At 62.0% G+C, this 12,579-nt stretch carries 11 protein-coding genes and 1 pseudogene; 7 read left to right on the forward strand and 5 right to left on the reverse strand.

Annotated features, from left to right (window positions below; translation table 11 throughout):
• Positions 1-119 precede the first annotated feature (119 nt).
• Entirely contained in the window at positions 120-566 is a 447-nt protein-coding gene (locus tag ACVI9W_RS20815; RefSeq protein ID WP_038609104.1) for a PACE efflux transporter, read from the forward strand.
• Positions 567-572: 6 nt separating this feature from the next.
• On the opposite strand, the gene ACVI9W_RS20820 is transcribed toward ACVI9W_RS20815, so the two are convergent.
• The 5 genes from ACVI9W_RS20820 to ACVI9W_RS20840 all read right to left on the reverse strand — a co-directional run bounded on the left by ACVI9W_RS20820 (position 573) and on the right by ACVI9W_RS20840 (position 5,112).
• Entirely contained in the window at positions 573-1,619 is a 1,047-nt protein-coding gene (locus ACVI9W_RS20820; protein ID WP_461531026.1) for a hypothetical protein, read from the reverse strand.
• Between the two features lie 149 nt (positions 1,620-1,768).
• A complete protein-coding gene (locus ACVI9W_RS20825; RefSeq protein ID WP_461531027.1) occupies positions 1,769-2,455 on the reverse strand; it encodes a GntR family transcriptional regulator in 687 nt (228 codons plus the stop codon).
• Positions 2,456-2,471: 16 nt separating this feature from the next.
• On the reverse strand, positions 2,472-3,176 hold the full coding sequence (locus ACVI9W_RS20830) for a FadR/GntR family transcriptional regulator (RefSeq protein WP_461531028.1): 705 nt from the start codon (positions 3,174-3,176) through the stop codon (positions 2,472-2,474).
• Between the two features lie 69 nt (positions 3,177-3,245).
• A complete protein-coding gene (locus ACVI9W_RS20835) occupies positions 3,246-4,556 on the reverse strand; it encodes a C4-dicarboxylate transporter DctA (protein ID WP_461531029.1) in 1,311 nt (436 codons plus the stop codon).
• A 241-nt stretch (positions 4,557-4,797) separates the two neighbouring features.
• Positions 4,798-5,112: a helix-turn-helix domain-containing protein gene (locus tag ACVI9W_RS20840; protein WP_461531030.1), complete on the reverse strand. Its 315-nt coding sequence runs from the start codon at positions 5,110-5,112 to the stop codon at positions 4,798-4,800.
• Positions 5,113-5,436: 324 nt separating this feature from the next.
• Here ACVI9W_RS20840 and ACVI9W_RS20845 point away from each other — a divergent pair.
• The 6 genes and pseudogenes from ACVI9W_RS20845 to kdpB form a co-directional block, all read left to right on the forward strand.
• Positions 5,437-5,598: pseudogene (locus ACVI9W_RS20845) on the forward strand (PAS domain-containing protein); the annotation flags it as partial.
• A gap of 177 nt (positions 5,599-5,775) precedes the next feature.
• The gene (locus ACVI9W_RS20850) at positions 5,776-6,885 is read left to right on the forward strand and encodes a methyl-accepting chemotaxis protein (RefSeq protein ID WP_461531854.1); all 1,110 of its coding nucleotides are present in this window, start codon (positions 5,776-5,778) and stop codon (positions 6,883-6,885) included.
• A 22-nt stretch (positions 6,886-6,907) separates the two neighbouring features.
• Positions 6,908-8,605 (forward strand): putative bifunctional diguanylate cyclase/phosphodiesterase, encoded by a 1,698-nt coding sequence (locus ACVI9W_RS20855; RefSeq protein WP_461531031.1) that lies wholly within the window; start codon positions 6,908-6,910, stop codon positions 8,603-8,605.
• A 115-nt stretch (positions 8,606-8,720) separates the two neighbouring features.
• Complete coding sequence (gene kdpF, locus ACVI9W_RS20860) at positions 8,721-8,810, forward strand: K(+)-transporting ATPase subunit F (protein WP_105642480.1); 90 nt, start codon at positions 8,721-8,723, stop codon at positions 8,808-8,810.
• Positions 8,811-8,818: 8 nt separating this feature from the next.
• Positions 8,819-10,513 carry a potassium-transporting ATPase subunit KdpA gene (gene kdpA / locus ACVI9W_RS20865; RefSeq protein WP_461531032.1) on the forward strand — a complete coding sequence of 565 codons (1,695 nt, stop codon included), beginning with the start codon at positions 8,819-8,821 and terminating at the stop codon, positions 10,511-10,513.
• Positions 10,514-10,523: 10 nt separating this feature from the next.
• Positions 10,524-12,578: a potassium-transporting ATPase subunit KdpB gene (kdpB, locus tag ACVI9W_RS20870; RefSeq protein WP_461531033.1), complete on the forward strand. Its 2,055-nt coding sequence runs from the start codon at positions 10,524-10,526 to the stop codon at positions 12,576-12,578.
• The last annotated feature ends 1 nt before the right edge of the window (position 12,579 follow it).

Genomic DNA, 12,579 nt, shown 5'->3' on the forward strand with positions numbered 1-12,579 from the left:
CAATCTCCTGTCAGTCAATCTGATAGCTGCTGACTTTTTCTGTCAATAAGATTGACGCATTCTTGCGCGCCTCTGCCGCCTGGATGGGCGGCGTCTGTTGATGCAATCGAGGTAGTACGGTGCAAGGTGTAAAACGCAAACTGGTCTACGTGACCGCCTACGAAGTGATTGGTCTGTGCATGTCGACCCTGGGCCTGGCCTATCTGTCGGACACGGCGCCGAGCAATACCGGACCGCTGGCGGTGATGATCACCACCATCGCCATGGCCTGGAACTTCATCTACAACACCCTGTTCGAGTACTGGGAAAGCCGTCAGGTCAAGCGCGGACGCAGCGTCGCCCGGCGTGTCGTACATGCCATCGGCTTTCAGCTGACCCTGGTGGTCTACCTGATTCCGTTGATTGCCTGGTGGCTGGACATGAGCCTGGTCGAAGCCTTCCTGGTGGACCTGGCTTTCATCATCCTCATCCCTTGCTACACCTTCCTCTACAACTGGTTGTTCGACCGCATTTTCGGCTTACCGACCTCGGCCCAGGCCGTGGACGACAATCGTGTCGCTGCCTGAGGCGGGCTATTGCGCCGGCAGAACGATGCGCAGCGAGCCGTTTTGTGTTTCATCCGGCTGCTGCCTGGCACCGAGCAGGCCCTCCTCGATTTCGCCGGACAAGTAGTACACCCCAGCCATGACGCCGCTCTTGCGGTTATCCATCAGCTCGCGCCATTCCTCGTTGAGCGCCACATTGAGGATCACCCGCAGTTGCTCGATCATGGCCGGTTGTTCCTGGTTGTGGCTGATGATGCCATAACCGGTCGCGGCCACCGAGATCAGGGCGCCCGCGACGCGGCCTACGGCGCTGGCCACGGCACTGGCAATGCCGCGCGGAGCCAGGGTTGCACCGAGTTTTTCACTGGCCTGCTGCGCCACCGATGACAGCCCGACATCCGAACGCTGGGTGCCGGCGCGTACGGCGCTGTGCATGTGCCCGACCAGTGACGCATACGCCGGCTGCTCGGCCAGCGACTTGCTGTAAAGCAGTTGGTAGAGCGAGGCATTGCGTGCCGCCGGAGGTCCCAGGTTGATCGCCTGGATTCGCGTCAGGCGCCGGTTGAACTGCTCGGGCGGCGCCCGGTAGCGCTGGGCAATCTGCTGCAGTTGTTGACCGAGTAGCTGGATGTAAAGCTCCATGGCGCGGTTGCGGATGCCTTCGGGGTCGATCTCCTTGGCCACCTGGTCGAGTACCCGTTGGTGATACTGCTCTTGCAGGTAAAGCGCCAGGCGTTTCTCCGGCGGCTCCTTGCCGTCGCCACTGTTCATCTTGTACCAGGCCACTTTCATGGTCAGCCATTGCTGGGTCCAGTAGCCGGTGAACCAGGGGATGAATTCGCTTTCGGTAAACTGCTGCACGCGGTCCTTCCACACGCGCATGGAGCGTCGGCTGTAGTCATTGACCGAGCTGGTACTGGCCAGCGAGGCGTCGATGATTTCCCGGTCGATTTGCTCCCAGGTAGCGGGGCTCAGTTGCACGGGAGGTGGCTCGGGGGGCTTTTCTCGCGAGGCGCAGCCGCCCAGGGCGAGCAGGAGGATGAGCAGGGAAATGAGGAATGAACGGGGGGTCACAAGCGCTACCCCCTTGCGACGGGATGTTTGGCGGGTTTGTTACCTTGGTGATTTCAGTATAGGTGGGAGGGGAGCGAGGGGCGCATCGGAACTTAACAAGACCGACCAAGTACAACCGTAGGAGCGGGACAAGGCCCGCTCCTACAGGGTCAGCCCTCCAGGTCCAGCTTGGCCTCGATATGGTCCAGGTGCTGATGCATCAAGGCCAGGGCCGCTTCGCCGTCACCCCGTTCGAGCGCATCGATGATCGCTGCGTGCTCTTGCCAGGCGCAATGGCTGCATGGGCGAGTTTCGTATTGGGCGATGATCAACGAAGTTTGCGGCACCAGACCATTGAGAAACCGCGTCAACGGCGCGTTGTTGGCGATCTCCGCCAGTTTCAGGTGGAACTCGCCTCCCAGGCGAATGGCCGTGCAGCGCTGACCCTGTTCGTGATGCTGGCGTTCGCGCGCAACCAGTTCACGCAACTGGCGGATTTTCGCTGGTCGCGAGCGTTGCGCGGCCAGGGTGATCAGGGTGGTTTCGGCCAGGCGCCGGGCGCTGAGGATCTGCCGCGCCTGTTGCGGATCGGGAGCTGCCAGGCGTGCGGTGTGGCTCGGGCGCTGGACGATTACCTGCTGGTCGCACAGGCGGCCCAATACCCGCCGAATCACCGTGCGGCTGACGCCAAATGCCTCACCCAGCGCTTGCTCAGGCAGGGCGCTGCCCGGCGCCAGGCGCTGTTCGAGAATGGCATCGAACAGGCGTGGGTAGATCTGCTCGGCCGACAGGCGCACTTCGCCATGGGCAAGCAATGGCGGCAGGGCGGTCACAGGGGCTTGGGCGCTGGCGTTCATCAATGCTCTCCTGAGTTCAAGTGGCCGGTTGTTCGTCCGGGATGTTCAGTTCGATACCCATGCGCCGGCCTTCCTGGAGGATGTGGTGGCGCATTTGCGCACTTGCCTGGGCGCTGTTCTTGTTGCGGATGGCACGGACCACCGCTTCGTTTTCTTCCAGACGCGCCGCCAGATGCTCGGGGGAGTTGCGCAGTACCGCGGCGCTTTGCTTGAGGGCATTGCTGGTTTGCTGCACGACACTCTGGAAAATCGGGTTGGCGGTGAGGGTGAACAATTCTTCGTGGAAGGCGATGTAGGCGTTGACCCCGGCTTCGCTGTCCTCGGCCTCAAGGGCTTCGCGCATGTCCATCAGGGTCAGGCGCAACTGGCCGATTTCCTTGCTGCTGATCGATTGCGCAACCAGGCCGACGATGAACGGTTCCAGGGTGTAGCGCAGTTGCAGGACATCTTCCAGGCTGGCTTCGGCCACGCCGGTTTGTGGTTTCGCGGTTTCGGCCAGGTCGGCGTCGAGCACCAGCACCCCTTTGCCCGGCATCGAGCGGACCAGGCCGAGGGTTTCCAGTACGGTTACCGCTTCACGCAGGCTGGGACGGCTGATGCCCAGTTGCTCGGCCAGCTCGCGTTGTCCCGGCAGCATGTCGCCGGAACGCCACTGGCCGCGGGCCAGGGCCTGGCGGAGTTTTTCCACCACGGAATTCACTACGGTCGATGAAGTAATCACTGTTCACTCCATGAGAACACTTGCATGGTTTGCTCCTGGGGCCGGCACTGTCAGCGCCGGCCCTTGCACTCAGAACTCTTGTTGATGGGCGTTGGGGGTCTTGCGCTGGGCAAAGCCAAAGCCCTGTTTGCCGGCCAGCACATTATTGGCCCGCTCCATGTCGATATCGCCTTCCCAGCGACCGATGGCGACGGTCGCCACGCAGTTGCCGATCAGGTTGGTCAGTGCCCGGCCGATGCCCATGAACCAGTCCACTGCCAGCACCAGCACCAGGCCGACCACCGGGATGGCCGGTATCGCCGTCAGGGTCGCGGCCAGAATCACCAGCGCCGAGCCCGGAATGCCATGGGCACCCTTGGAGGTGATCAGCGACACCAGCAGGATGGTCAGCAGGTCGGTCATTGCCAGTGGGGTACCGGTAGCGTTGGCGATGAACACGATCGCCAGGGTCAGGTAGATCGAGAAACCATCGAGGTTAAAGGAATAGCCGGTCGGGATCACCAGGCCGACGGTGGAATTGCCGATGCCCAGGTGCTCGAGTTTGCGCATGATTTGCGGCAGGACAGCATCGGAGGAAGCGGTGCCAAGAACGATGGTCAGCTCTTCGCGCAGGTACTTGATGAACGGCAGGATGCGCAGACCCGACAGGCGCATCACGCCACCCAGGATCAGCAGTACGAAACCGATGCAGGTCAGGTAGAACAAGGCGACCAGGCCACCCAGGTGCTGCAGCGATTCCAGGCCATATTTGCTGGTGGTGAAGGCGATGGCGCCGAACACGCCGATCGGCGCCAGGCGCACGATCATGCCCATGATGCGAAAGATCACATGACTCAGTTCATTGATCAGCCGCGAGATCCCCGAGGCCGCTTCACCGACCAGGTTCAGGGCACTGCCGAACAGCACAGAAAACAGCAGCACTTGCAGGATGTTGTTGTCAGCGAAGGCACCGATCACCGACGTCGGGATCAGGTCCATAAGGAACGCGGCGGTGCCGTGGATATGTTGGCCACGTTCGGCCAGGTTGCCGGCCTCGGCGGTCGACAGCTGGTCCAGGTGAATATTGGCGCCGCTGCCGATCCCGGAGGTAAAGGCAAACACCAGGCCGATGACCAGAGCAATGGTGGTCAGGATTTCGAAGTAGATCACCGATTTCAGGCCGATCCGCCCGACCTTTTTCAAGTCACCGGCACCGGAAATACCGCTGACCACAACACAGAACACGATCAGCCCGATGAGCATCTTGATCAGCTTGATAAAGCCGTCACCCAAGGGTTTGAGCTGCAGGGAAACTTCGGGAAAGCTGAGGCCACAGGCGACGCCAAGCGCCAGGCCGAGCACTACTTGGAGGAAGATCGAACGCGAGCACCATTTGAGCATGGGAGGGATCTCTGATCGGTGTCCTTGCTTCGATGCCGGGGGAGGGCGAAAGAGCGGAGGACTTAATTATTGTGGTCTTACCGGTATGTCCAGTGCGGGCTCAGTGTAGGCGTGGATTTTCCAGCTTTGCAAGGGCTTTTCGGCTGAAAGGGAGAAATTGGTTTTACCGGTCTGACCAGTTGAGATTCATCATGCTGATATAGCCAGCAACGGCCATGTTCACCGTAGGGCGAAGCAGGAGCTAACGCTTGGACAGGGTCCGATCGACAGCCGCGATCAGATCACCCAAGGCATGGGACGGGGCATTGTGGATGACGCCGAACAGGTACGCGCGCTGTTCGTCTTCGTCGTCTTGATCGGCGAAAAAGGCTTTCAACTTGATGCCCAGGACTTCGGCAAAGACCAGCAGGGCGTCGACGCTAGGGGTGTAGGTGCCGGTTTCAAAGCGGCTGATGGTCTTGGGGTCGAAACCGGACCGTTCACCGAGTTCAGCCTGAGTAAGCCCTGCGACCTTGCGGTATCGCCTGATGGCCGGACCCAAACTTGAATATTTCATCGCTTGATTCCCATTTAGAATCAAGAACTTAACGGCAATCGTCGGGATAGCACAACGCCATAATTCGTCACATTTGTTTACGGAATGTGATGTAATTCATCCCATCAATGGGGTGGACAGGTCAAAAGCCATCAAGTTTCAACCCGGTTTCGTGGCTCGGATAGCTGAGTGGAGCCCACGACAGATCGCTTCAAAGGGAGTTTTTACGTGCGTCTCAACCTGCCGGTCACCTCTGTCGAACAGACGTTCGGAGATGACCAACGGCTCATTTCTGCCACCGATATCGCCAGCAACATCACCTATTGCAACGCTGAATTTGCCGCCATGAGTGGCTTCAGCCAGGCCGAACTGATCGGTAGCCCGCACAACCTGGTCCGTCATCCCGATATGCCCGCCGTGGTGTTCCAGCAGATGTGGCAGTACCTCAAGGCCGGCCAGAGCTGGATGGGGATCGTCAAAAATCGCTGCAAGAACGGCAATTTCTATTGGGTCAGCGCTTACGTCACGCCGATTCTCGAAGGCGGTCGCCTGGTTGGCTACGAGTCGGTGCGGGTCAAGCCGAGCCGTGAGCAGGTGCGCCGCGCTGAAACACTTTATGCGCGTTTGCGCGAGGGCAAGGCGGCGGTTCCTGCGGGCCGGCGTCTGGCGCTGCTGGCGCAGGTCATGGCTGTGCCGCTGCTGGCTGGCGCGGCAGCCATTGCTGCGCAGCAACTGTTGTCAGGCTGGCCCGGCCACGGCATTACCCTTGGGTTGTTCGGCGTGGTCGGTGTGTGGGCTCATCAGCGTCTGGGGCGCCAGTTGGCGCAGATCGTTCAGGGCTCGGGCAACACCTTTGCCGACCCGGTCGTGGCGCTGACTTACAGCGATGCCCTGGGGCCTGCGGCGCAGTTGCAGATGATCCTGATCAGCGAAGAGGCGCGTTTGAAAACCGCACTGACACGTCTGAGCGACCTTGCGGTGCAAATGAGTGAGGCGGCCAGAGACTCCAGCAGCCTGTCGCGCCACACCGAATCGGCCCTGCTTGAACAGCGTGCGGAAACCGACATGACCGCCACCGCGATGACCGAGATGACGGCCTCGATTGCCGAGGTCGCGCGCCATGTGCAGGAAACCGCCGGTGAGGCGCACACCGCCAATCAACTGGCTGGGCAGGGCAGTGCGGTGGCGGGCAGCATGCGCGAGGCGATCCAGTTGCTGGCCGGTACCGTCAGCCAGATCAATCAGGCCGTAACTCACCTGGCCGGCCAGACCCAGGATATTTCCCTGGCCGCCGAAGTGATTCGCGCGATTGCCGAGCAGACCAACCTGCTGGCCCTCAATGCCGCTATTGAAGCCGCCCGTGCTGGTGAGCAGGGCCGCGGATTTGCCGTGGTTGCCGATGAGGTGCGGGCGCTGGCCAGCAAGACCCGGCAATCGACCGTACAGATCCAGGGTATCATCGAGAGTTTGCGCGCCGGTGCTGACCAGGCAGTGAGCATTGCCAGTCTGGGCATCGATGAAGCGCAGCACGGTGTGGCGCGGGTGCTGGAGGCACAGCAGGCATTGCAGGGTATCCGCGTGGCGGTGGAGCGTATCAGTGACATGAGCCAGCAAATGGCGGCAGCGTCTCAGGAGCAGTCGTCGGTGGCCGAAGAGGTCTGCGCGCAGATCAACAGCGTCGCCAGTACCGTGCAGCACACCGCGCAGAATGCCAATGCTGCCGCCACCCGCGGAGCAGAACTGGAACACATTTCTTCGGGCCTGCGTGCCCTGGTCGAGCGCTTCAATCGCTGAGCCTTCAGGGTACGAGATTTTCATGGACGACAATTACCGCACGGCCGTAGATGCGGCCGCGATCTTTTCCGAAACCGACTTGAGTGGTCGGATCACTTACGTCAACGAACAGTTCTGCAGCATCTCTGGCTATCGACGCGACGAGTTGCTGGGGGCCAATCACCGGATCCTCAATTCCGGTCTGCACGATCCGGCGTTTTTCGATGGCATGTGGCGTGCCCTGGTCGCCGGCAAGGCGTGGAAGGGCGAAATCTGCAACCGCGCCAAGGACGGTTCGCTGTACTGGGTCGACAGCACCATGGTGCCGTTGATCGATCCGGCCACCGGCCAGGTGCGCAAGTACGTGTCGATCCGCTTCGACGTGACCGAGAAGCGCCAGTTACTGCATACCCTGCAGTGGCGGGTGGGCCATGACGTGCTGACCGGCCTGCCCAATCGCGCCTACCTGTCTGACCTGTTGAATCAGGCGCTGGAGTTCTCGCGGCGCGAAGACATTGCCTTGGCCGTGTGCATGCTCGATCTGGATGGCTTCAAGGCGGTCAATGACGGCTACGGTCATGCCAGTGGCGACCTGTTGCTGGTGGAAGTGGCCAATCGCCTGAAAGGCATCTTGCGTGGCGGCGACGCGGTGGCGCGGCTTTCGGGCGATGAGTTCGTGTTGATCTTGCGTCATGTACAGGACCCTGCACAGCTGCACCTGGCATTGCAACGGGTACTCAAGGCGATTGCCGCGCCGTACTCGATCCGTGATCGCGAGGTCAGTGTCAGCGCCAGTATCGGGGTGACCCTGTTCCCCCTCGACAATGAAGATGCCGACACCCTGGTGCGTCATGCCGATCAGGCGCTGTATGTGGCCAAGCAGAGTGGACGCAATCGCTACCACCTGTTCGATGTGTCGCTGGACCGCGAGGTCAAGGCCACTCACCAGACGGTGGCACGGGTGCGTCAGGCGCTGACCATGGGCGAGCTGTGTCTGCATTACCAGCCCAAGGTCAACATGCGCAGTGGCGAGGTGCTCGGTTTCGAGGCTTTGCTGCGCTGGCAGCACCCGCTCAAGGGCTTGGTGGCACCGGCCGATTTCCTCCCGCTGGTGGAGCAGACCGACCTGATTGTCGATATCGGCGAGTGGGTCATCGACCAGGCCATGGCGCAGATGCAGCGCTGGCAGCAGGCCGGGCACGTATGGCCGGTGAGTGTAAACATTGCTGCCCGGCACGTTCAGCGCAGTGACTTTGTCGAGCGTCTAAAGCACCTGCTGGCGCGTCACCCGGGCGTGGCACCGCAGATGCTCGATCTGGAAATCGTCGAGTCGGTAGCGATCGAGAACATCCAGCGCGTCAGCCAGTGCCTGGACGCTTGCCAGCAGTTGGGCGTGCAGTTCTCGCTGGATGATTTCGGCACCGGCTACTCGTCGTTGAGCTACCTCAAGCGCCTGCCGACCCGCACCATCAAGATCGACAAATCCTTCGTGCGCGACATCCTCCATGACCATGACGATCTGGCGCTGACCCGGGCGGTGATCGGTCTGGCCAGGGCCTTTGGGCGCCAGGTGATTGCCGAGGGCCTGGAGACCATCGAGCACGGTCAGTTGCTGATGGACCTGGGGTGTGATGTCGCCCAGGGCTACGGCATTGCCCGGCCAATGTCGGCCGAGGCGGTCGTCGACTGGGTCGCCAATTACGTACAACCGCCACAGTGGCTGGCATTGGCAGGGCACTAACGGCGTTCTTTACGCATTCTTTATGAGCTGGCCAAGGTCCTGATCTCGCGCCTTTACAGCAGCTCTACCGACAATGACCGTCAGCGGCAAAGTGCCGTAAGGACGGAGAGTTTCGATGAGCATTCTGGACGGGGTGTCACTGCTGCTGGCAGTGGCGTTGATGATCTACCTGATGGTCGCGCTGCTGCGCGCTGACCGGGGTTAGGAGCGACCATGCACAGTTACGATTATGCGTTGCTGCTGGCGTTCTTTGCGCTGGTGTTGCTCCCGGCGCCCTGGCTCGGGCGTTTCTATTACAAGGTGATGGAGGGCCAGCGCACCTGGCTGACGCCGGTGTTGGGGCCGGTGGAGCGTGGCTGCTACCGGCTGGCCGGGGTCGATGCCGGAGACGAGCATAACTGGAAGCAATACACCCTGGCCTTGCTGGCTTTCAACCTGGCCGGCTTTGTGCTGGTGTTTGCCGTGTTGCTGTTGCAAGGCTACCTGCCACTCAATCCGCAGCACCTGCCGGGTCAGGAGTGGTCACTGGCGTTCAATACGGCGGTGAGTTTTGTCACCAACACCAACTGGCAGGCCTACAGCGGCGAAGCGTCGGTCAGCTACCTGAGCCAGATGATCGGCTTGACGGTGCAGAACTTTGTCAGCGCCGCCACCGGCCTTGCCGTGCTGGTCGCGCTGTGCCGTGGCATTGCCCGGCGCTCTGCCCACACCCTGGGCAACTTCTGGGTCGACATGACCCGGGCCACGCTCTACGGCCTGCTGCCGCTGTGCCTGCTGCTGGCTTTGTTGCTGGTCTGGCAGGGCGTGCCGCAGACCTTCGGTCATTACGTCCAGGCCCTGACCCTGCAAGGGGCTGACCAGACCATCCCGCTGGGCCCTGCGGCCAGCCAGATCGCCATCAAGCAACTGGGCACCAATGGCGGCGGCTTTTTCGGCGTCAACTCGGCGCACCCGTTCGAGAACCCGACGGCCTGGAGCAACCTGTTCGAGGTGGCCTCGATCATTCTGATTCCGGCAGCCCTGGTGTTCACCTTCGGTCACTATGTCAAAGACCTGCGCCAAAGCCGCGCGATCATCGCCTGCATGCTGGCGCTGTTCCTGATCGGTGGCGGCACGGCACTGTGGTCGGAATACCAGGCCAACCCGAGCCTGAACAACCCGCAGGTTGCACAGAGCGCACCACTGGAAGGCAAGGAGAACCGCTTCGGCACCACCGCCAGCGTACTGTGGACGGTGACCACCACTGCCGCCTCCAACGGCTCGGTGAACAACATGCACGACAGTCTCAACCCCATCAGCGGCATGGTCGCGCTGGTCAACATGATGGTTGGCGAGGTGATCTTCGGCGGTGTCGGTGCCGGGCTCTATGGCATGTTGCTCAACGTGCTGATCGCGGTGTTCCTGGCGGGCCTGATGATCGGCCGCACACCGGAATACCTGGGCAAAAAACTCCAGGCGCGAGAAGTGCAGCTGCTGGTGGCGACCCTGCTGGTGATGCCGGTCGGCGTGCTGATTCTCAGTGCCCTGGCGGCCAGCCTGCCAGGTCCTGCAGCCTCGGTCACCAACCCCGGTGCCCACGGCTTCAGCCAGGTGCTCTACGCCTATACCTCGGCCAGCGCCAACAACGGTTCGGCCTTTGCCGGCTTCGGCGCCAACACCACCTTCCACAACCTGATGCTTGGCTTGGGCATGTTGATCGGCCGCTTCGGCTACATCCTGCCGGTGCTGGCCCTGGCCGGCAGTCTGGCGCTGAAGAAGACCGCGCCGCTGGGCGAGAACAGCTTCCCGACCCACGGTCCGTTGTTTGCCACCTTGCTGGTCGTCACCATTCTGTTGATCGGTGGATTGACCTTCCTGCCGGCCCTGGCTCTGGGCCCGATCACCGAACACCTGAGCCTGGGTTTCTGAGGAGCGAATCATGAATATGCCGATTCCTGAAGTGAAAGCGGCTCCGGCCCCGGCGGCACGGACCAGCTTTGCCGCACTATGGCGCCCGGCGCTGCTGCAGGCGTTCGTCAAGCTCGACCCACGTCAGCTCAAACGCTCACCGGTGATGCTGGTGGTCGAGCTGACCGCCGTTTTCACCACCTTGCTATGCCTGGTGCCCGACATTGCTGTGCCGACCGCGGTGGCAGTGCAGATTGCCCTGTGGCTGTGGTTCACCGTGTTGTTTGCCAACTTTGCCGAAGCCCTGGCCGAAGGCCGTGGTAAAGCTCGTGCCGACAGCCTCAAGGCCGGTAGCCAGGGTCTCAGCGCCCGGCGTCGCAACGCGTCGGGCAGTTTCGAGATAGTGCCGGCGACCAGCCTGCGCAAGGACGATGTGGTCAAGGTCATGGCCGGGGAGATGATCCCCAGTGACGGCGAAGTGCTCGAAGGGATTGCCGCGGTCAACGAAGCGGCGATTACCGGTGAGTCCGCGCCGGTGATCCGTGAGTCCGGTGGTGATCGCTCGGCGGTGACCGGCAATACCCGGCTGGTCTCCGACTGGTTGCTGATCCGCATCACCAGCAACCCTGGCGAATCGACCCTGGACCGCATGATCGCCCTGGTCGAAGGCGCCAAGCGCCAGAAGACCCCCAACGAGATCGCCCTGGACATCCTGCTGATCGGCCTGACCATGATCTTCCTGGTGGTCGTGGTAACCCTGCAGCCGTTCGCGCACTTTGCCGGTGGCAGCATTCCGCTGGTGTTTCTGGTGGCGCTGCTGGTCACCCTGATTCCGACCACCATCGGCGGTCTGCTGTCGGCCATCGGTATCGCCGGCATGGACCGCCTGGTGCGCCTCAATGTGATTGCCCGTTCTGGCCGCGCGGTGGAAGCCGCCGGTGATGTGCATGTGCTGATGCTCGACAAGACCGGCACCATCACCTTCGGCAACCGTCGTTGCAGTGCCTTGCATGCCGCCCCTGGTGTGACTTCCAAAGAACTGGGCGAGGGCGCCTTGCTGGCTTCGCTGGCTGACGACACTGCCGAGGGCAAGTCGATTGTCGAGTACCTGCGCCAGTTGCACGACTTCGACGAGCCGGGCGCCGATCAACTGATACCCGTGGCCTTCAGCGCCGAGACGCGCCTGTCCGGTGTTGACTACCAGCAGCGTCGGTTCCGTAAGGGCGCGGTAGATTCAGTGCTGGCCTTCGTTGGCCTGCAGCGCCTGGAAATGCCGGCGTCGCTGGCCCGCGAAGTGGACAAGATCGCCCAGAGCGGCGGCACGCCCTTGCTGGTCTGTGTCGACAAGCGTCTGCTGGGCGTGATCCACCTCAAGGACGTGGTCAAGCCGGGGATTCGCGAGCGCTTTGCCGAGCTGCGCAAGCTGGGCATCCGCACTGTGATGGTCACTGGCGACAACCCGCTGACCGCTGCTGCCATCGCCGCCGAAGCCGGGGTCGATGATGTGCTGTCCGAAGCCACGCCGGAGAAGAAGCTGGCACGCATTCGCCAGGAGCAGAACGACGGCCGTCTGGTCGCCATGTGCGGCGACGGCGCCAACGACGCCCCGGCACTGGCCCAGGCCGATGTCGGCATGGCCATGAACGACGGCACCCAGGCAGCCCGCGAGGCGGCCAACATGGTCGACCTGGACAGCGACCCGACCAAGCTGCTGGATGTGGTCCAGGTCGGCAAGGAACTGCTGGTGACCCGCGGCGCCTTGACCACCTTCTCGATTGCCAACGACGTGGCCAAGTACTTCGCCATCCTCCCGGCGCTGTTTGCGGCGATCTATCCGCAACTGGGTGTGCTCAACCTCATGCGGCTGACCAGCCCGCAGAGCGCGATTCTCTCGGCGATTGTTTTCAACGCCCTGATCATCGTCGTGCTGATTCCCCTGGCCCTGCGCGGCGTGCGGGTGCAGGCCGCCAGTGCTGCCCACCTGCTGCGCCGCAATTTGCTGATCTACGGCGTGGGCGGGCTGATCGTGCCGTTCGCCGGGATCAAGCTGATCGACATGCTGCTCACCGCTTTGCATCTGGTCTGAT

The organism is Pseudomonas sp. 210_17 TE3656, from assembly GCF_054821965.1.

Bases quoted from the DNA above. Each gene is read 5' to 3' on its own strand.
- ACVI9W_RS20825 (WP_461531027.1), bottom strand. From the start codon at position 2,455: ATGAACGCCAGCGCCCAAGCCCCTGTGACCGCCCTGCCGCCATTGCTT.
- ACVI9W_RS20835 (WP_461531029.1), bottom strand. From the start codon at position 4,556: ATGCTCAAATGGTGCTCGCGTTCGATCTTCCTCCAAGTAGTGCTCGGC.
- ACVI9W_RS20840 (WP_461531030.1), bottom strand. From the start codon at position 5,112: ATGAAATATTCAAGTTTGGGTCCGGCCATCAGGCGATACCGCAAGGTC.
- ACVI9W_RS20850 (WP_461531854.1), top strand. From the start codon at position 5,776: ATGGCTGTGCCGCTGCTGGCTGGCGCGGCAGCCATTGCTGCGCAGCAA.
- ACVI9W_RS20855 (WP_461531031.1), top strand. From the start codon at position 6,908: ATGGACGACAATTACCGCACGGCCGTAGATGCGGCCGCGATCTTTTCC.
- kdpF (WP_105642480.1), top strand. From the start codon at position 8,721: ATGAGCATTCTGGACGGGGTGTCACTGCTGCTGGCAGTGGCGTTGATG.
- kdpA (WP_461531032.1), top strand. From the start codon at position 8,819: ATGCACAGTTACGATTATGCGTTGCTGCTGGCGTTCTTTGCGCTGGTG.
- kdpB (WP_461531033.1), top strand. From the start codon at position 10,524: ATGAATATGCCGATTCCTGAAGTGAAAGCGGCTCCGGCCCCGGCGGCA.